Genomic DNA, 18,755 nt, shown 5'->3' on the forward strand with positions numbered 1-18,755 from the left:
CTTTCGACCGCCGACTGATCTTCTGGTCCGGTCAGCGTAGGACCACAGAGGTGACGAAACGCGAAATTACGGAAGTCAGGCAGTCAGCCAGTCGCGGAGCCGTGCCTCGCAGTGGTGGATCCGGTCGACGGGAACGTGCTCGTCCCGCTTGTGGGCGTAGATCGGGTCGCCCGGCCCGTAGTTGACGGCGGGCACGCCGAGGGCGCTGAAGCGGGAGACGTCGGTCCAGCCGAACTTGGGCTGGGCGCTGCCGCCGACGGCCTTCATGAACGCCTCGGCGGCCGGGTGGGAGAGGCCGGGCAGGGCGCCGGGGCTCTCGTCGTCGACGACGAGGTCGGCGATGTCGCAGTCCGCGAAGACCTCGCGGACGTGGGCCAGGGCCTCGGCGGGCGAGCGGTCGGGCGCGTACCGGTAGTTCACGGTGACCGTGCAGGCGTCGGGGATGACGTTGGTGGCGACGCCGCCCTGGATCGCCACGGCGTTGAGGCCCTCGTGGTACTCCAGGCCGTCGATGACCGGCTTGCGCGGCTCGTACGAGGCGAGGCGGGCGAGGATCGGAGCGGCGGTGTGGATGGCGTTGGAGCCCATCCAGGAGCGCGCGGAGTGGGCGCGCTCGCCGGCGGTGTGCAGGATGACGCGCAGGGTGCCCTGGCAGCCGCCCTCGACCTGGGCGTCGGAGGGCTCCAGGAGGACGGCGAAGTCGCCCTCCAGCCAGTCGGGGTGCGCGGCGGCGATCTTCCCGAGGCCGTTGAGGTCGGCGGCGACCTCCTCGTTGTCGTAGAAGACGAAGGTGAGGTCGCGGTTGGGCTCGGGGACGGTGGCGGCGATCCGCAGCTGGACGGCGACCCCGGACTTCATGTCGGAGGTGCCGCAGCCCCACAGGACGCCGTTCTCGTCGAGCCGGGAGGGCACGTTGTCGGCGATCGGCACGGTGTCGATGTGACCGGCGAGGACGACGCGCTCGCCGCGGCCGAGGCGGGTGCGGGCGACGACGTTGTTCCCGTACCGGTCGACGGTGAGGTGCGGCAGGCGGCGCAGTGCCTGCTCGATGGCGTCCGCGAGCGGCTTCTCGGTCCCGCTGACGGACGGGAAGTCGACGAGGGCGGCGGTGAGCGCGGCCCCGTCCTGGGACAGGTCGAGGGGCGTGTCGAGCGGGGTGATGTCAGCCATGTGCCGACCCTAACGCGGCCTCCAGTACGGTGGGCGCGTGTCCGAGTCCACCCGCCCCGCCCGTCGCGGCCGCCTCGCCCGCTCCGCGGCCGCCTTCGCCGTGCTCATCGGTCTCGCCTCCTACGTGGCCGTGCACCAGATGACAGGAAGCAAAGGCACGCCCCGGTGCAGTGTGGGCAGTGGCGAGAACCGGTACGAGTTCACCCCGGAGCAGGCGTCGAACGCGGCGACGATCTCGGCGGTCGGCACCACCCGGGGGCTGCCGGAGCGGGCGGTGACCATCGCGCTCGCGACGGCCCTCCAGGAGTCGGCGCTGCGGAACATCGGGCACGGCGACCGGGACTCGCTGGGTCTGTTCCAGCAGCGGCCGTCGATGGGATGGGGGACGCCGGCGCAGATCATGGACCCGGTGTACTCGGCCGGGAAGTTCTACGCGGGCCTGGAGAAGGTCCCGGGATACTCGCGGCTGCCGCTGACGGTGGCGGCGCAGAAGGTGCAGAAGAGCGGCTTCCCGCAGGCGTACGCGAAGCACGAGCCGGACGCCACGCTGCTGGCGGCGGCGCTGACGGGCCGGGCGCCCGCGGCGCTGACCTGTACGGCGAACGAGACGGAGGGCCGGCCGGGCGATCCGGAGTTCGTGCGTACGGAGCTGGTGCGGGCCTTCGGCGAGCGGGCGGCGCCGGAGGCGGTCGCGGGCGGCCCGAGCGCGGGCCGGTCGGCGGCGGAGCCGCCGGTGCTCGTGGTGCCGGTGCGGCCGGCGGCGGGAACGGCGCGCGTGGCCGGCGAGGACGAGCGGCGCGGCTGGGAGCTGGCGCAGTGGGCGGTGGCGCGCGCGGACGAGATGCGCGTCACCGAGGTCTCGTACGGGGGCAGGGTCTGGCGCGCGAGCGACTCGTCGGGTGGCTGGGCGACGTCCGGCGGCGCCTCCGGCACGAAGACCGTCCGCATCCGGCTCGCGCAGTAGGCGCTGGTACGCCGACCCGACGTGTCACCTGGGCCGGCCCGCCGCCCTCAGCTGGGGGACGAGCGCGTTCCACCGCGACGCGCAGAGCCCCTCAGTCGCTCGAACCGAGTGGGGCAGAGGTTCGGTCGTTCACTCGGTGGGGGCACGGACCCGGCCCGGGTCCCGAGGGTTTCCGCCGCGCTCCGGACGTACGTGCCCACCCCCTCCCGGGGCACGGCAGACCCCTTGCGGGACAAGGGAAGTGACGGTTCGGCAGACGCTCGCGCAATGACGTCTTCGTCCGCTTTCCTCCCCACCTGACAATACGACGCATTACCAATTCTTTACCTTCGGTCTCCGCAACCTCTCCCGCCCCAGGGCCGGTTGTCACTGCGTCCGAACGAACCCCACGCACCTCGTCGAAGGAGCACCATGTCCCTCCCCCTGACCCGTCGGATCGCCCGCGCCGCCCTCCTCATCGCGGCCGGAGCGGCACCCGTGGTCGGTGCGGCCGGTTCCGCGAGCGCCCTCGACCACGGCCTCGCGCCGACCGGCACCCTCGGCAGCGTCACCGCCCTGGACGCCGCCGGTGCGAGCACCGCCGTCGACGGCGCCTCGCAGACCGCCACCGGCGTCGTCGGCGAGACCGGCAGCAAGGCCGTCGGCTCGGCCGTCCCCACCGCCGGCAAGACCGTCGGCACCGCGAGCAAGGCCGCCACCCCGGTCGCCCAGGAGGTCGCCGGCGACACCGCCGACAGCGCCGGCAAGGTCGTCGGCGAGGCGACCGAGAGCACCGAGGCCCCGACCGGCGGCGCCCTCGGCAGCCTGCCCACCGGCAAGGCCCTGGGCGGCCTGCCGGTCGGCTGACCCGCCCGCACCGCACCGCGCACGACGGAGGGCCCGGGGAGCAGCTGCTCCCCGGGCCCTCGCCCGTGCCTGAGGCGGCGCGGTCAGCCGAGCCGCTTGACCGCCGCCTCGACGCGCTCGTCGGTGGCCGTGAACGCCACCCGCACGAACCGCTCCCCCGCCTCGCCGTAGAAGTCTCCGGGCGCCACCAGGACGCCCTTCTCCGCCAGATAGGCCACGGTCTCCCAGCACGGCTCGTCACGGGTCGCCCACAGGTACAGGCTCGCCTCGCTGTGCTCGATCCGGAAGCCGTGCGCCTCCAGGGCCGCCCGCAGCGCCGCCCGCCGGGCCGCGTACCGCTCCCGCTGCTCGGCCACGTGCGCGTCGTCGCCGAGCGCCGCCACCGTCGCCGCCTGGACCGGCGCCGCCGTCATCATGCCGCCGTGCTTGCGGATCTGGAGCAGCTCACCGAGCACCGCCGCGTCACCGGCGACGAAGGCGGCCCGGTAGCCGGCCAGGTTGGAGCGCTTCGACAGCGAGTGGACGGCGACGATCCCCTCGTACGAACCGCCGCAGACGTCCGGGTGCAGCACGGAGACGGGGTCGGCCTCCCAGCCCAGTTCCAGGTAGCACTCGTCGGAGAAGACGAGGACGCCGTGCTCGCGCGCCCAGGCCACGATCCGGGTCAGCTCGTCCTTGCCGAGGACCTTGCCGGTCGGGTTCGACGGGGAGTTGAGCCACAGCAGCTTCAGACCGGTCGGGTCGAGGCTCGTCGGGTCGTCGTAGACGACGGGGGTCGCGCCGCAGAGCCGCGCCCCGACCTCGTACGTCGGGTACGCGAGCCGCGGGTAGGCCACCACGTCACCCGCGCCGAGCCCCAGCTGCGTCGGCAGCCAGGCCACCAGCTCCTTGGAACCCACCACCGGCAGCACGTTCTCGTGCGCGAAGCCCACCGCGCCCAGACGCCGCTCGCACCAGCCGGTGAGCGCGTCCCGCAGCTCCTTCGTCCCCCACACCGTGGGATAGCCCGGCGAGTCCGCCGCCGCCACCAGGGCCTCCTGGATCAGCGCGGGAACCGGGTCGACGGGCGTGCCGACCGAGAGGTCCACGATTCCGTCCGGGTGCGCCAGGGCCGTCTTCTTGTACGGCTCCAGCTTGTCCCAGGGGAAGACGGGCAGGCGCGAAGAGACTGCGCTCACGGGTGGCTCTCACTTCCTCGTACGTACGCGGGGCGAGGCGTCGGGAAACGCCTCGGCCCCGTACGGCGGCCGACGCCGTACGGGACCGGATGCGGTCGATCAGCCGTTCTGCGGCGGCAGGGCGGCGATGAAGGGGTGGTCACGCTCGATCTCGCCGAGCTTGGAGGCACCACCGGGCGAACCGAGCTCGTCGAAGAACTCGACGTTCGCCTTGTAGTAGTCCTTCCACTCCTCCGGGGTGTCGTCCTCGTAGAAGATCGCCTCGACCGGGCAGACCGGCTCACAGGCCCCGCAGTCGACGCATTCGTCCGGGTGGATGTACAAGGACCGCTTGCCCTCGTAGATGCAGTCGACGGGGCACTCCTCGATGCACGCCTTGTCCTTGACGTCGACACAAGGCTGCGCGATGACGTAGGTCACGCTGTCGTTCCTCCTCGATAGGGCTGGTCTGCGCGGGAGCGCGGCGTCGTCGATGCCCGCACCTAGTATCTCCGTTCTTGGGGGCGATCCGAACAGGAGGGGCGGAGAACCTGTGGAATTCATCGGCGGAGGACGGCTTGAGGTCCGCATCACCAGCGCTGACGTGGGAAAACGTGTCTCCGTTCGGTACGTGACGGACGGGGAGGCACCGGGTGCGAGATTCACCGACACGGTCGGAGTTCTCACATCATGGGATGACGCTGTGCTGCTGATCACACGAAAGAGCGGCGAGAGCGTCCGGATCGCGGAATCCGCCCTGGTCGCCGGCAAGACCGTCCCGGCCGCTCCCGCCCGCCGTCGCGGCCCCTCGGCCACCTTCCCCGAGCTGGCCCGGGCCACCGCGCGCGCGTGGCAGCCGGTCGAGAGCGAGGCCCTCGGCGAGTGGACCCTGCGCGCCGCGTTCCACGAGACGCCGTCCGAAGGCGCGCGGGCCGGGCGTCGGGTGGGCTTCACCCGGCGCGCCAACTCCGCCCTCCCGCTCGGCGATCCGGGCGTGCCGGTCGCCGACGCCCTGGCCCACGTGCGCGCGTGGTACGCGGCGCGGGGGCTCCCCGCGTACGTGCAGACCGCCACCGGCGCCGAAGGCACCCAGGAGCTGCTCTGCGCCGAACTCGACCGGCACGGCTGGCGGCGCGAGGTCTCCGCCGAGGTCCGGATCGCGGCGCTCGCCCCCCTCGGCGACCTGGACGCCGACGTCTCCGCCGTACGCCTCTCCCGCACCGCCGACGAGGCGTGGCTGCGCCGCTACCAGCGCGTCGGCGCGCCGGGCCCGGACGTCCGGCAGGTCCTCGCCTCGGGACCGAGTGTGTGGTTCGCGACCGTCGCGGGCACGGAAGAGGTACCCGCGGCGATCGGACGGTGCGTCGTCGACGGACGCTGGGCCGGCTTCATGGCCGTCGAGGTCGACCCGGCGCGACGGCGCCTCGGCCTGGCGACGTCCGTCATGACGGCGCTCGCCCGACAGGCCCTCGACGAGGGCGCGTCGGCCGCCTGGCTCCAGGTGGAGGCCGACAACGACGGCGCGCGGGCGCTGTACGACGGCATGGGCTTCGCGCCCCACCACCACTACCACCACTACCGATGGGCGGAGGCGTGACGGACGAGGAACCACCGGTCGACTGGCGGCGGGAGTTCGCGGAGGAGGCGAGGTCGGAACGGCCCGACCTCGCCCGCCTGTGCCTGCTCATCGGGGCCGTGGCCGACCCCGCCGTCACCCGGCACGACCTCGACGAGGCCGAGATCGAACTCGACCGCCTCGCCGGACTCGTCCCGTACGCGACCCGGATCACCGGCGACTGGGCCGGCGAACTCGCCGCGCTCCTCGGCCACCGCGAGGGCTTCGAGGGCGTCCCCGCCGACTACCAGCGCCTGGAGTCCTCGCTCCTGCACGAGGTGCTCCGGCGCCGCCGGGGCCTGCCCATCCTGCTCTCCGTCGTCTGGATGGAGGTCGCGCGCCGCGCCGGCGCCCCCGTGTACGGCCTCGGGCTGCCCGGCCACTTCGTCGTCGGCTTCGGGGACCCCGCCGACCTGAACCTCGCCGACCCCTTCGCGGGCGGGCGGGCCATGACCGGCGCGGACGCCGAACTCCTGGTGACGAGCGCGACGGGCGAGGCCCTCGACCGCTCGATGCTCCGCCCCGCCGAGCCCGGCGCGATCGTGCTGCGCGTCCTCAACAACATCCGCGCCTGGGCGGCCCCCCGCCCCGAGCGCTCCGACGTCGCCCTGTGGGCCGTGGAGCTGTCCCTGCTGCTCCCGTCCCACCCGGCCAGGCTCCGCTACGAGCGCGCCGAGCTGCTGGTCCAGCGCGGTGAGTTCCTCACCGGAGCGGCCGAGATGGAGTCGTACGCGCGGGTGATGGAGGCGGTGGACCCGGAGTCGGCGACGACGATCCGCCGCCGCGCGCTCGCGGCCCGGGCGCGGCTGAACTGACGGCGCCCGAGCGCCTCGGAACGAGGGAGGGGGCGGGGCGACCGGATTCGAACCGGCGTCCTCCGAGATGCCATCGCGGCGCATTACCTCTGTGCTACGACCCCGCCCTTGCGGGGGACTCTACGTGACCGTCTCCGAGGGCGGCGACCCCTTTTCCGCCCTCCCCGGGCCCCGCAGACCGCCGTCGGCGGTGGAGTCGCCCTCCGCGCCCACGCGTCGCGCCACTTCCGGTACCGTCCGGCGGCAGAATGCGCTCATGCCGCTGACCGCCGACATCCTCGTCGCCCTCGTCGCCCTGCTGCACCTCTACACGATGGTGATGGAGATGTTCCTGTGGCAGAAGCCGATCGGTCGTCGTTTCTCCGGCTTCGACGCCCGGCTGGCCCGAGACACCGCCGTCATGGCCGCCAACCAGGGCCTCTACAACGGCTTCCTCGCCGCCGGCCTGGTCTGGGGCCTCGTCGCCGACGACCCCACCGGCTTCCGCGTCCGCGTCTTCTTCCTGTCCTGCGTCGTCATCGCCGGGATCTACGGCGCCGCCACCGCCAACCGCCGCATCCTCTTCGCCCAGGCCCTGCCCGGCGCGCTCGCCCTCTCGGCCGTCCTCGTCTCGCACTGAGACCCGACGGCCCACCGGGCGGCGGGCGCGCGCGAGCCCCCGTCCCGCAGGGGGGACAGGGGCTCGGAGGCCGGGGCGGGTGCCGTCAGCCCTCGCCGCTGAGGTCGATGGTCTTCGTGCGCTCCGCCTGGGTCTTGCCGCGCAGCGCGTCGCGCATCACGAAGGCGACATCGTCGGCGGAGACCTCGTGCTTGGTGCCGTCCCCCTTGGTGATCATGACCCCGTCGAAGGCGCCGTCGAGGAGACGGTCGATCGCCTTCTTGTCGTAGACCTCGACCAGACGGCCGTCGACGGCCTTCATGGACAGGATCTGCGGCAGGGACCGCGCCGGGCCGAAGTCGATGTACTTGCCACCCGCGTAGATCCTGATCAGGCCGGACATGGCCGGGGTGGCGAAGTCCTTCATCGCCCGGTCCAGCTCGGCCTTCGTGATGCTGGGCTGCCGGGTGGTGACGGGCAGTTCCACGAGCCGCGTCTGGCCCGTCTCCACCTGGGCACGGAAGGCGTCCCGGACGGAGATCATGGACCGCTGGAGGTCGAGGCCCTTGCCCGGCTTGCCCTCGACGGGCGTCACCTTGTTCGGGGCGAACAGGATCGTGCCCTCGGTCGCCGAGGCGGAGGTGCCGGCCAGGTCGCGCAGGGCGACGGCGAGCTTCTCCTCGTCGACCGGGAAGACCGGCTTGGCCACCCGCTCGCCGCCGAAGAGGGAGCCGATGACCGAGACGGGGTTGTAGTCGCTGCCGGCGGCGGCGCGGACGGTCTCCTGGCTGTCGAGCGTCAGGCCCGCCTTCTCCGGCGGCAGCTGGACCTTCTTGCCGCCCAGGGCGAGCTGGAGCGGGGTCGTGGTGCGCTTGCCGAGGGCCGCGTCCAGCTTGTTGACGGCCTCCTCCTTCGTACCGCCGCCGATGTCCACACCGAGCACCGTGGTGCCCTTGGGGACGTCGGAGTGGTTGAGGAGCAGTCCGGCGCCGTAGGCGACACCGGCGAGGCCGATGACCCCGGCGGCGACGAGGGCCAGCTTGGAGCGGCCCTTCTTCGCCGGGGCGCGGCCCGCCGGCGCCGGGCGCGGTGCGGGCGCGGGAGCCGGGGCCGGGGCCGTCCGCTCCTCGACGCGGGGGGTGAGGTCCGGGCGCACCGCCTTCGGCGGGACGACCGGGATGCCGCTGGTGAGCGTGTCCCCGGAGATGTGCCCGCCGCCGTCCGGACCGGGGGCCGGCGCCGGGGGCTGCGGAGTGAGGACCGCGGTGTCGTCGGACATGCGCGGGCCGCCGGGGAACGGCGAGCCCGGCTGCTGACCGGGGCCCTGGCCGGGCCGCCGGCCCTGCGCCGCACCGCCGAGCGAGGCGGTGCCGGTGACCGGGCCGGTGGTGGGGCCGGTCGGCGCGGCCGCGCCGGGGCCCCGGTACGCGGGCGTACCGGCGGCCGGCGTCCCGGTGTGCAGCGGGGTGCCGCCGGCGGGAGTGCCGTCGTAGCCCTGGGTCCCGTCGAAGGGCTGGTTCCCGGCGCCCGGGGTGCCGCCGTAACCAGGCGCCCCGGCGCCCGGTGCGCCGCCGCCGTAGCCCGGGGTCCCGGCACCCGGGGTCCCGTCGTAGCCGGGCGTCCCCCCGGCGGGCGTCCCGTCGTACAGAGGGGTCCCGCCCGCGGGCGTACCCGGGTACGTCGGTGTCCCGCCGGCAGGGGTGCCGTCGTACCTCGGGGTGCCCCCGGCGGGGGTCCCGTCGTACCTCGGGGTGCCGCCCGCCGGGGTGCCGCTGTCGTACAGCGGGTTGCCCGGGGTCGGCTGGGACGCCGTGACCGGGCGGCTCGACGGGGTGTTGCCGACCGTCGGGACACCGGAGGTCGCGGAGCCCGCGAAGCCCGTGCCCTGGGTGTCCGGCCCGGCGGCGGCCGGGCCGGGCTTCGCGGCCGGGGCGGGCGCCGGCGGCAGCGCGGGCGCGGGGGCCGGGCTCTGGGGCGCCGCCTTGCGGGGGGCGAACCAGTCGCTCGTCTCCTTCGCCTTCGGCGCCTGCTCGGCGGCCTGCGGCTCGGCGGGCGCCACCGGCTCGGGCGCCGGCCGCTCCACCACGGGGGTGGGCTCGGGCGCCGGGTCGGGCGTGGGCGTCTCGTTGACCGTCTGACGGACGACGACCGGCGGGATCGGCCGCGAACCCGGGATGTTGATCCGGATCCGGGTCGTCAGCGTCGTCTCCGTCTTGGGCTCCTCCGGCGGAACGGACGCGGCGGCGGTCTCCTCCGGCGCGTCCTGCGAGGGGTGGAGCGACGGATACTGACGGGATCCGTACGGCGGTGTACCCGAGGGGTACGCGGCTCCACCGCGCCCCTGGGCGCCGGAGGACGAACTGTCAGTCTCTCGACCAGTTTCACGACTCAAAGCAGGATCTCCCGGTTGGCTCCACCGCCCGCTCTTGCAGATGCTCGTATTACCCGGGCGGTTCGGCGGCGCGCACCACCATACTGGCCGCCGCCGTCATATACCCGACCCTCGGGTGGCGTACGACGGGCAATCCGGCCGAAGTCAGGGCGTCCGCGGTCTCAAGTGGTCCTGTTCACGGGGCCGGTCGCGGCAGCCGGGACAGGGTGGTGCACATCACAGCGAGCGCCATCCCTCCGAAGAGGAAGAGCAGCTCACCGACGCCTCCGGCGAACACCCCGTCGCCCTCGGGGCGTCCGAGGCTGAGCAGGATGACGGCGAGGAGCCAGCCGCCTCCGCCGACGACGACGCCGGTCTGGGTGCCGGTCGCGCGCAGTCCTCCGTAGAAGAGGGCGGCGGTCGCGAGGAGCGCGAGGAACAAGCCGCCGGGCAGCCAGGCGGCTTGGACCAGGGAGCCGGCGACGCCGATCAGGGCGCCGAGGATGAACAGTCCGGCGTACCAGGCGTACCAGGCGAACCGGGCGTTACGGGACAGTGCGACCGTGCCGGCCGGGGAGCCGCTCACGCGGTCACCCCCGCGAAGAGGTCCGTCTCGCGCACGCCCGCGGGGGCGCCGGGGAAGCCCTGTACCAGCTCGTAGTACTCGGTGGTGAGGATCGGCTGCCCCAGGTCGTTGGAGAGGGCGAAGAAGGGGCCGTCGACGGCGACTTGGGTGGCGTGCGCGGCCATCGCGGCGCTCTTGCGGGCGGCGTGCTCCGGCCCCGCGTCGATCTCGGCGGTGATCCGGTCCTCGTCGACGACGCCGGGGACGTCGTCGACCGCGGCGACGGCGGGGAAGGCGGAGCCCTCGGCGCGCAGCCGGGCGAAGCCGGCCTCGACGACGGGGCGGGGGACGCGGTTCCAGTAGATCTTGGCGATCGTGTGGGCGGGTCCGAGGTCGGGGCGGTACGCCGGGTCGGCGGCCAGTCCGGCGGCGCGCATGGCGACCCGGTGGGCCTGGATGTGGTCGGGGTGGCCGTAGCCGCCGTCGGGGTCGTAGGTGATCAGGACCTGCGGGCGGGTCTCCCGGATCACCTCGACGAGGTACGGGGCGGCGGTGTCGACGTCGGTGTTCCAGAACGCGTTCTCACGCTTGTTCTGCTCGACGCCCATCATCCCGGAGTCGCGGAACCGCCCGGGCCCGCCGAGGAAGCGGTGGTCGGTGACGCCCAGCTCGGCCATGGCGGCGGCGAGTTCGCCGACGCGGTGGGGGCCGAGCCGGTCCTCCCGGTCGGGGGCCAGGTGGGCGAGCTCGGGCGGGATGACCTCGCCCTCCTCGCCGAGCGTGCAGGTGACGAGGGTGACGAGGGCGCCCTCGGCCGCGTACCTGGCCATGGTGGCGCCGTTGTTGATCGACTCGTCGTCCGGGTGCGCGTGCACGAGCAGCAGACGGCGGGCGGGGAGATCGGACATGCCCCCACCCTACGAGGTCCGGCCCGGAGGGATGCCGTGACCCGGGACCGCCCGGAGACCGGCGCGCGGAAGCCGGCGCTCAGAACTTGATGCCGCCGACCATGTTCGCCACGTTCGTGGTGAGGGTGCTGATGGACGGAGCGATGGACGAGCTCGCCAGGTAGAAGCCCAGGAGCGCGCAGATCGCCGCATGTCCCGCCTTCAGCCCGGATTTCCGGATCAAAAGGAAGACGACGATCGCCAGCAGCACCACCACGGAGATCGAGAGTGCCACGGCGGTTCACCTCCACACTTCGGTCGGATATTCGAGCGGTTCGGGCAGCGAGCATGTGCCGGACGGGTACGTACGCGAGGTACATACCCACCTAGCGCTACGGATCATAACTATCCGTGCCATCGCATCGATCGGCGGACGGAGGCACGAGGGGGGCGCACGGCGCTAGTTTCAGCCGCATGACCTTGTCTCGACAGCAGTCGGCCACACCCTCGGCCGGGCTCTCCTTCCCCCGCCGGTACGCCCGGACCCAGCGGTTCACCCTGGGGGTCCCGCGCGGCTTCTCGGTCTCCCCGGACGGGGAACGCGTCGTGTTCGTCAGATCCGCCTCGGGCACGGATCGTTCGCACCGGCTCTGGGTCCTGGACGTCCCCCGGGACGGCGGGGCGCCCGCGGAGCGGGTGGCGGCCGACCCGGAGGTGCTGCTCGCGGGGGCGGAGGAGGAGCTGTCGCCGCAGGAGCGGGCGCGCCGGGAGCGGAGCCGTGAGGGCTCGGCGGGGGTGGTGGCCTACGCGGTGGACGGGGCGGTGGAGTTGGCGGCGTTCGCCCTGTCGGGGCGGCTGTTCACGGCGGAGTTGCGGGCGGGGACGGCGCGGGAGCTGCCCGTGCCGGGACCGGTGATCGACCCGCGACCCTCCCCGGACGGGCGGCTCGTGGCGTACGTGGCGGAAGGCGCGCTGCGGGTGGTGGGCGCGGACGGCGCGGGCGACCGGGAACTGGCCGTTCCCGAGGACGCGCACGTCACCTACGGAATGGCCGAATTCATCGCCTCGGAGGAGATGTCCCGGGAGCGGGGTTTCTGGTGGGCGCCCGGCTCGGACCGGCTGCTCGTCGCGCGGGTGGACGACCGGGCGGTACGGCGCTGGTGGATCGCCGACCCCGCGCACCCGGACCGGGAGCCGCAGCCGGTGGCGTACCCGGCGGCGGGCACGGCCAACGCGGAGGTCCGGCTGTTCGTCATGGGCCTCGACGGGGCGCGTACGGAGGTCCGGTGGGACCGCGAGCGGTACCCGTACCTGGCGCGGGTGCACTGGTCGGCCGCCGGGGCTCCGCTGCTCCTCGTCCAGGCCCGGGACCAGCGCGCGCAGCTGTTCCTCGCGGTGGACCCGGAGTCCGGGGAGACGACGACGGTGCGTGAGGAGCGGGACCCGGTGTGGCTGGAGCTGCTGCCGGGGGTGCCGGCGTGGACCCCGGACGGGCGTCTGGTGCGCGTCACGGACGAGAGCGGGGCCCGCGCCCTGGCCGTCGGGGACGAGACGCTCACCGACGGGGGGCTGCACGTCCGCGCGGTGCTCGACATCGGGGCCGACGACGTCCTGGTGTCGGCGTCGGCGGGTGCGGGGGCGGCCGCCCCGGAGACCGGTGAGGTGCATGTGTACCGGGTGTCCGGCGCGGGCGCCGAGCGGCTGTCCGAGGGGGTCGGGACGCACGGGGCGGTGCGCTGCGGGGCGGTGACCGTGCTCGTGTCGGCGCGGCCCGACGCGCCGGGGAGCGTGGCGCGGGTGCTGCGGGACGGCGAGCGGGTCGCGGTGGTGGCCTCGTACGCGCAGGAGCCGGGGATCGGCGTCCGGGTGCGGCTGACGGAGGCGGGGGCCCGGCGGATCCCCTGCGCGGTGCTGCTGCCCGCCGGGTACGAGGAGGGCGACGGGCCGCTGCCGGTCCTGATGGATCCGTACGGCGGTCCGCACGGCCCCCGGGTGGTCGCCGCCCACAACCCGCATCTGACCTCCCAGTGGTTCGCCGACCAGGGTTTCGCGGTGGTCGTGGCGGACGGGCGGGGCACCCCGGGCCGCTCCCCCGCCTGGGAGAAGGCGATCGCGCGGGACTTCTCGCCGACCCTTGACGACCAGGTGGACGCGCTCCAGGGGCTCGCCGGGCGCTTCCCGCTCGATCTGGGGCGGGTGGCGGTCCGGGGCTGGTCGTTCGGCGGGTATCTGGCGGCGCGGGCGGTGCTCCGGCGGCCGGACGTGTTCCACGCGGCGGTCGTCGGCGCGCCGGTGACGGACTGGCGGCTGTACGACACCCACTACACGGAGCGGTACCTGGGCACCCCGCAGGACGATCCTGAGGTGTACGCGGCGCAGTCGCTGCTGACCGACGACGGTCTGTCGGCCCCGGAGGTCCCGGTGCGGCCGATGATGATCGTCCATGGTCTGGCGGACGACAACGTGGTGGTCGCGCACGCGCTGCGGCTCTCCTCGGCGCTGCTCGCGGCGGGCCGGCCGCACGAGGTGCTGCCGCTGTCCGGGGTCACCCACATGACGCCGCAGGAGCAGGTGGCGGAGAACCTGCTCCTGCTTCAGGTGGACTTCCTGCGGCGCTCCCTGGGGCTGTCGGAGGGGAGCTGAGTCACCAGCCGGGCGGCGGCGGGTAGGGCGGGGCCGGGGGCGGCATCCTCGCCGGCGGGTAGGGGCCGGGTGCGGTGGCGGGGGCGCCGCGCCCGGCCAGGAGGGCGAGGACGGCGACTCCGGCGAGCAGCCCGGTGTAGGCGCTGAGGATGTCCAGCCGGGCGGCGGCCGGGATGTCCCCGAAGTCGCCGACGAGTTCGTAGCGGGCGGTCCGGGCGACCTCGGCGAGGCCGCCGGCCGCGAGGAACACTCCGGCGAGCAGCCCGAAGGCCCGACTGTGGCGGGCCCGTGCGAAGGCGGAGACGGCGGCCGTCCCGTACAGGGTGACGAGGACGAGGGAGAGCCAGCCGGGCGGGGGCGCGAGGGCCGCCTTGATGACGGACCGGCCGCCGGTGAACCGGTCGATGGTGATCTCCAGGGGCAGTTCGGTGGCCCAGTACGCCTCCCACAGGACCGCGACGAGCGCGGAGACGGCGAGGAGGACCCCGGCGGCGACGGCGGGGCCGGTGCGGGGGCGGGTGGGCGGCTGCTCGTGCGGGGCGGTCACGCGGCGGCGGCCCGCTGCGGCGGTCACGACGAGTCCGGCGGCGAGGGCCAGTTCGAGGAGTGCGGTGACGAGGGCGCCGCTTCCGGGTGCCCAGAGGCCGGGCAGCCGCAGCGCGAGGGTGGCGGCGCCGGTCGCGGCGAGCGCGGAGGCCGCGTGGCGGGAGCGGAGGGCGGCGACGGCGGTGGCGGCGGACGCGGCGAGGAGCACCGGGTCGACGAGGGAGGTGGCGGACCGCCCCCGGATGAGGAAGTGGTGGTCCCCCGCCCAGTACCAGGCGAGGTCGGCGGGCGAGCCGAGCGCGGCCAGGTCCTTGAGGATCCACACGGCGGCGATGAGGGCGAGCGCGGCGCAGAGCGCGGCGCCCGTGAGACGTGCCGGTCGTGTCACAGTCACGGTCCCGATACTCTCGGTCGCCATCCGCCGGGACAAGTGGTTCGGGGGAACCCGCGGGTGGGGCCAGGGACGCTTCCGCGCCCCTGGCCGTCACGGCACCCGCACGGCCGTACGCTGTCGAGTCTGCCGTGTCCGTATATCGGTGCCGCTACCGTCGAGTTGCCTGGGCGTTAAGGCGCTTCGGGTTTCCGCAGGGGGTCCTGCGGAGGGGCGTCGGGCCCGTGCGTGCCGTGCTCCGGAGGGACCACCTGCTTCTCCTCGGCGAAGTGGCAGGCCGAGTCGTGCTTCGCCGGGCTGTCCGTGAGGCGGAAGACCGCGGGGACCGCCAGTTCCGGGACCTCGAGGGCGCAGCGTTCCTGGGCCTTCCAGCAGCGGGTGCGGAAGCGGCAGCCGGAGGGGATGTTCGCCGGGGAGGGGACGTCGCCGGTGAGGATGATGCGCTCGCGGTGGGCGCGCGCCTCGGGGTCGGGGACGGGGACCGCGGAGAGCAGCGCCTGGGTGTAGGGGTGGGTGGGGTGGTCGTAGATCTGGGCGTCGGTGCCGATCTCGACGATCCGGCCGAGGTACATGACGCCGACGCGGTCGGAGATGTGCCGGACGATCGACAGGTCGTGGGCGATGAAGACGTACGCCAGGGAGAACTCGGTCTGGAGGTTCTCCAGCAGGTTGACGACCTGGGCCTGGACGGAGACGTCGAGGGCGGAGACCGGTTCGTCGGCGACGATGATCTCGGGCTGGAGGGCGAGGCCGCGGGCGATGCCGATGCGCTGGCGCTGGCCGCCGGAGAACTGGTGCGGGTACCGGTTGATGTACTCGGGGTTGAGGCCGACGACGTCGAGGAGGTCCTGGACCTTCTGCCGCCGGTTGCCCTTGGGGGCGACCTCGGGGTGGATCTCGTACGGCTCGCCGATGATGTCGCCGACCGTCATGCGGGGGTTGAGCGAGGTGTAGGGGTCCTGGAACACCATCTGGATGTTGCGCCGGACGGCCTTCAGGGCGCGCGGGGAGAGGGTGGTGATGTCGTCGCCCTTGTAGCGGATCGTCCCTGCCGTCGGGCGTTCGAGGTTGACCAGCATCTTCGCGACGGTGGACTTGCCGCAGCCGGATTCGCCGACGATGCCGAGGGTCTCCCCCGCGGCGAGGTCGAAGTCGACCCCGTCGACCGCCCGGACGGCGCCGATGTGCTTCTTGAAGAGGATGCCCCGGGTGAGCGGGTAGTGCTTGTGGAGGCCCCGGACTTCGAGAATCGCCTCAGCCATGGAGGCACTCCTTCCAGAAGTGGCAGGCGCTGGCGCGCGGCACCGGGGACTCGGTCACCTCGTACAGCGGGGGTACGTCGGTCCGGCAGCGGTCCCTGGCGAGGGGGCAGCGGGGGTTGAAGGCGCAGCCGGGCGGGATGTTCAGCAGGTTGGGCGGCAGGCCCTTGATGGCGTACAGCTCCTGGCCCTTCTGGTCCAGGCGCGGGATCGATTCGAGGAGGCCCTTGGTGTAGGGGTGGGCGGGGGCCTTGTAGATCTCGTGGACGGGGGCGTGTTCGACGATCCGTCCTGCGTACATGACGGCGATCTTGTCCGCGACGTCGGCGACGACGCCGAGGTCGTGGGTGATGAGGATGAGGCCCATGTTGAGTTCGCGCCGGAGCTCGGCGAGGAGGTCCATGACCTGGGCCTGGACGGTGACGTCGAGGGCGGTGGTGGGCTCGTCGGCGATGATCAGTTCGGGTTCGAGGGCGAGCGCCATGGCGATCATGATGCGCTGGCGCATGCCGCCGGAGAACTGGTGCGGGTACTGGCCGACGCGTTCCTTGGCGGCGGGGATGCGGACCCGGTCCATGAGCTCGACGGCCTTGGCCTTGGAGTCCTTGCGCGACATGCCCTGGTGGACCTGGAACATCTCGCCGAGCTGGTCGCCGACGCTGAGGACGGGGTTGAGGGAGGAGAGGGCGTCCTGGAAGACCATCGCCATCTTGGCGCCGCGGATCTTGCGCCGCTCCTCCTCCTTGAGCTTCAGGAGGTCCTGGCCCTGGAAGAGGATCTCGCCGTGGGTGATCTTCCCCGGCGGGATGTCGAGGATGCCCATGACGGCCTGGGCGGTGACGGACTTGCCGGAGCCGGACTCGCCGAGGACGGCGAGGGTCTCGCCGGCGTCGACGGAGTAGTCGACGCCGTTGACCGCCTTGGCGACGCCGTCGCGGGTGTGGAACTCCACGTGCAGGTCGCGCACTTCGAGCAGCATGGGTCCCTACCTCAGCTTCGGGTCGAGGGCGTCGCGGACGGCGTCGCCGAGCATGATGAAGGCGAGCACGGTGATGGCGAGCGCGCCGGAGGGCCAGAGCAGCATGTGCGGCGCGTTGCGCACGTAGGCGGCGGCCGAGGAGATGTCGATGCCCCAGGAGACGGTGGGGGGCTTGAGGCCGACGCCGAGGAAGGACAGCGTGGCTTCGAGCGAGATGTACGTGCCGAGGGCGATGGTCGCGACGACGATGACGGGCGCGAGGGCGTTGGGCGAGATGTGGCGGAGCAGCATCCGCGAGTTGGAGGCGCCGAGCGCGCGGGCGGCCTGGACGTAGTCGTTCTGTTTGACGGTGATGACGGAGCCGCGGGCGATGCGGGAGATCTGCGGCCAGCCGAGGAGCACCATGAAGCCGATGACGGGCCAGACGCTGTTGCTGCTGACGACGGACAGCAGGACGAGGCCGCCGAGGATGACGGGGATCGCGAAGAAGACGTCGGTGATGCGGGAGAGGAAGCCGTCCCAGGCTCCGCCGTAGAAGCCGGCGAGGCCGCCGAGGACGGAGCCGAGGAGGGTGACGCCGAGGGTGGCGAAGAGGCCGACCTGGACGGAGGCCCTGGCTCCGTAGACGGTGCGGGTGTAGACGTCGCAGCCCTGGCCGTTGAAGCCGAAGGGGTGGCCGGGCTGGGAGCCTTCCTGGGCCTTGGAGAGGTCGCAGTCGAGGGGGTTGCCGCTGGCGATGAGCTGCGGCCAGATGGCGATGACCACCAGGAAGAGGATGATCAGGCCGGAGATGATGAAGACCGGGTTGCGGCGCAGGTCGTGCCAGGCGTCGGACCAGAGGGAGCGGGGCTTTTTGTCGGCGCCGGTGCCCTGGGGGCCGCCCGGTGTCTTCTCCAGCGTCTCGCCCTCGTCCATCGCGAGGTCGGTTCCGCCGCCGGCACCGGTGTGGTTGATCGCGCGGCCGTCGTCGAACGGCTGAGGCTGCTCAGGCATAGCGGATCCTCGGGTCAAGGACGGCGTACAGGAGGTCGACGAGCAGGTTCGCCACCAGGAAGACGAGGACGAGGACGGTCACGAAACCGACCACGGTCTGCGTGTTCTGGCGCAGGATGCCCTGGTAGAGCTGGTAGCCGACGCCGTGGATGTTGAAGATCCGTTCGGTGACGATGGCGCCGCCCATGAGCGCGCCGATGTCGGTGCCGATGAAGGTCACCACGGGGATGAGGCTGTTGCGCAGCAGGTGGCGGGAGATGACACGGCGGCGGGGCAGGCCCTTGGCGACGGCGGTGCGGACGTAGTCGGCGCGCTTGTTCTCGGCGATGGAGGTCCGGGTGAGCCGGGTGACGTAGGCGAGGGAGACCGAGGCGAGGACGAGTCCGGGCACGATGAGCTCGCCGAAGGTGGCGTCGGTGGAGACGGCTGGTTTGATCCAGCCCCACTCGACGCCGAGGAGGAGCTGGAGCAGCAGACCGGTGACGAAGGTCGGGACGGAGATGACGACCAGGGTCAGCAGCAGCACGGTGGTGTCGACGGGGCGGCCGCGCTTGAGGCCGGTGATGACGCCGAGGGTGATGCCGATGACGATCTCGAAGAGGATCGCGACGATGGTGAGGCGGATGGTGACCGGGAACGCGTTCGCCATCAGCTCGGTGACCTCCTGGCCGTTGAAGGCCGTGCCGAAGTCGCCGGTGAAGACGTTGCCCATGTAGGTCAGGTATTGCTGCCAGACGGGCTTGTCGAGGCCGAACTCCTTCTCGAGCTGGGCGGCGGTCGCCGGGTCGCACTGGCGGTCGCCGCACAGTCCGGCGATGGGATCGCCCATCACGTTCACCATCAGGAAGATCAGCAGCGTGGCGCCGAAGAAGACCGGGATCATCTGCAGCAGTCGCCGGATCACATATCGACCCATGGGGGGCTCCGGGGGGAAGGGTTGGCTCCGGGGGCGGGCC

At 73.1% G+C, this 18,755-nt stretch carries 18 protein-coding genes and 1 tRNA gene; 6 read left to right on the forward strand and 13 right to left on the reverse strand.

Features of this window, described 5'->3' with window-relative positions:
* Window positions 1-75: 75 nt before the first annotated feature.
* Window positions 76-1,170, reverse strand: a complete 1,095-nt coding sequence (dapE, locus tag AMK29_RS06955) for a succinyl-diaminopimelate desuccinylase (protein ID WP_073809091.1) — start codon at window positions 1,168-1,170, stop codon at window positions 76-78.
* A gap of 37 nt (window positions 1,171-1,207) precedes the next feature.
* Between dapE and AMK29_RS06960 the strand changes: the two genes are divergently transcribed.
* Together AMK29_RS06960 and AMK29_RS06965 are read left to right on the forward strand one after the other, a co-directional pair.
* Complete coding sequence (locus tag AMK29_RS06960; RefSeq protein ID WP_073809094.1) at window positions 1,208-2,134, forward strand: hypothetical protein; 927 nt, start codon at window positions 1,208-1,210, stop codon at window positions 2,132-2,134.
* A gap of 411 nt (window positions 2,135-2,545) precedes the next feature.
* Entirely contained in the window at window positions 2,546-2,980 is a 435-nt protein-coding gene (locus AMK29_RS06965; RefSeq protein ID WP_073809097.1) for an ATP-binding protein, read from the forward strand.
* A gap of 83 nt (window positions 2,981-3,063) precedes the next feature.
* Here AMK29_RS06965 and AMK29_RS06970 read toward each other — a convergent pair whose 3' ends face one another.
* The gene (locus AMK29_RS06970) at window positions 3,064-4,158 is read right to left on the reverse strand and encodes a bifunctional succinyldiaminopimelate transaminase/glutamate-prephenate aminotransferase (RefSeq protein ID WP_073809099.1); all 1,095 of its coding nucleotides are present in this window, start codon (window positions 4,156-4,158) and stop codon (window positions 3,064-3,066) included.
* Between the two features lie 99 nt (window positions 4,159-4,257).
* The gene (gene fdxA, locus AMK29_RS06975) at window positions 4,258-4,578 is read right to left on the reverse strand and encodes a ferredoxin (RefSeq protein WP_015035968.1); all 321 of its coding nucleotides are present in this window, start codon (window positions 4,576-4,578) and stop codon (window positions 4,258-4,260) included.
* 112 nt (window positions 4,579-4,690) lie between these two features.
* On the opposite strand from fdxA, the gene AMK29_RS06980 reads away from it, so the two are divergent.
* A complete protein-coding gene (locus AMK29_RS06980) occupies window positions 4,691-5,734 on the forward strand; it encodes a GNAT family N-acetyltransferase (RefSeq protein ID WP_073809102.1) in 1,044 nt (347 codons plus the stop codon).
* Window positions 5,719-6,567: a transglutaminase-like domain-containing protein gene (locus AMK29_RS06985; RefSeq protein ID WP_073809104.1), complete on the forward strand. Its 849-nt coding sequence runs from the start codon at window positions 5,719-5,721 to the stop codon at window positions 6,565-6,567. The genes AMK29_RS06980 and AMK29_RS06985 overlap by 16 nt, the downstream gene beginning before the upstream one ends.
* 31 nt (window positions 6,568-6,598) lie before the next feature.
* Here AMK29_RS06985 and AMK29_RS06990 read toward each other — a convergent pair.
* Window positions 6,599-6,673, reverse strand: a tRNA-Ala gene (locus AMK29_RS06990).
* Between the two features lie 150 nt (window positions 6,674-6,823).
* Between AMK29_RS06990 and AMK29_RS06995 the strand changes: the two genes are divergently transcribed.
* The gene (locus AMK29_RS06995; protein WP_073809107.1) at window positions 6,824-7,186 is read left to right on the forward strand and encodes a DUF1304 domain-containing protein; all 363 of its coding nucleotides are present in this window, start codon (window positions 6,824-6,826) and stop codon (window positions 7,184-7,186) included.
* Between the two features lie 85 nt (window positions 7,187-7,271).
* On the opposite strand, the gene AMK29_RS36650 is transcribed toward AMK29_RS06995, so the two are convergent.
* From AMK29_RS36650 to AMK29_RS07015, 4 genes are all read right to left on the reverse strand, one after another.
* Window positions 7,272-9,557, reverse strand: a complete 2,286-nt coding sequence (locus tag AMK29_RS36650) for a hypothetical protein (RefSeq protein WP_198942192.1) — start codon at window positions 9,555-9,557, stop codon at window positions 7,272-7,274.
* 175 nt (window positions 9,558-9,732) lie between these two features.
* A complete protein-coding gene (locus tag AMK29_RS07005; protein WP_073809109.1) occupies window positions 9,733-10,122 on the reverse strand; it encodes a DUF6113 family protein in 390 nt (129 codons plus the stop codon).
* A complete protein-coding gene (mshB, locus tag AMK29_RS07010) occupies window positions 10,119-11,009 on the reverse strand; it encodes an N-acetyl-1-D-myo-inositol-2-amino-2-deoxy-alpha-D-glucopyranoside deacetylase (RefSeq protein ID WP_073809112.1) in 891 nt (296 codons plus the stop codon). Before mshB ends, AMK29_RS07005 begins: the two co-directional genes overlap by 4 nt.
* Window positions 11,010-11,088: 79 nt before the next feature.
* A complete protein-coding gene (locus tag AMK29_RS07015; protein WP_073809114.1) occupies window positions 11,089-11,283 on the reverse strand; it encodes a hypothetical protein in 195 nt (64 codons plus the stop codon).
* Window positions 11,284-11,462: 179 nt separating this feature from the next.
* Between AMK29_RS07015 and AMK29_RS07020 the strand changes: the two genes are divergently transcribed.
* Window positions 11,463-13,631, forward strand: coding sequence for a S9 family peptidase (locus AMK29_RS07020; protein ID WP_073809116.1), 2,169 nt, complete (start codon window positions 11,463-11,465; stop codon window positions 13,629-13,631).
* A gap of 1 nt (window position 13,632) precedes the next feature.
* Here the strand turns inward: AMK29_RS07020 and AMK29_RS07025 are convergent, their stop codons facing one another.
* The 5 genes from AMK29_RS07025 to AMK29_RS07045 all read right to left on the reverse strand — a co-directional run bounded on the left by AMK29_RS07025 (window position 13,633) and on the right by AMK29_RS07045 (window position 18,715).
* Window positions 13,633-14,571 (reverse strand): hypothetical protein, encoded by a 939-nt coding sequence (locus AMK29_RS07025; protein ID WP_073810665.1) that lies wholly within the window; start codon window positions 14,569-14,571, stop codon window positions 13,633-13,635.
* 170 nt (window positions 14,572-14,741) lie between these two features.
* On the reverse strand, window positions 14,742-15,830 hold the full coding sequence (locus AMK29_RS07030) for an ABC transporter ATP-binding protein (protein WP_073809118.1): 1,089 nt from the start codon (window positions 15,828-15,830) through the stop codon (window positions 14,742-14,744).
* The gene (locus AMK29_RS07035; protein ID WP_073809121.1) at window positions 15,823-16,806 is read right to left on the reverse strand and encodes an ABC transporter ATP-binding protein; all 984 of its coding nucleotides are present in this window, start codon (window positions 16,804-16,806) and stop codon (window positions 15,823-15,825) included. Before AMK29_RS07035 ends, AMK29_RS07030 begins: the two co-directional genes overlap by 8 nt.
* A gap of 6 nt (window positions 16,807-16,812) precedes the next feature.
* Window positions 16,813-17,799 carry an ABC transporter permease gene (locus AMK29_RS07040; RefSeq protein WP_073809124.1) on the reverse strand — a complete coding sequence of 329 codons (987 nt, stop codon included), beginning with the start codon at window positions 17,797-17,799 and terminating at the stop codon, window positions 16,813-16,815.
* Window positions 17,792-18,715, reverse strand: a complete 924-nt coding sequence (locus AMK29_RS07045; RefSeq protein WP_073809127.1) for an ABC transporter permease — start codon at window positions 18,713-18,715, stop codon at window positions 17,792-17,794. The genes AMK29_RS07040 and AMK29_RS07045 overlap by 8 nt, the downstream gene beginning before the upstream one ends.
* Between the last annotated feature and the right edge of the window lie 40 nt (window positions 18,716-18,755).

This window comes from Streptomyces sp. CB02261 (genome assembly GCF_001905665.1).
GTDB lineage: Bacteria > Actinomycetota > Actinomycetes > Streptomycetales > Streptomycetaceae > Streptomyces.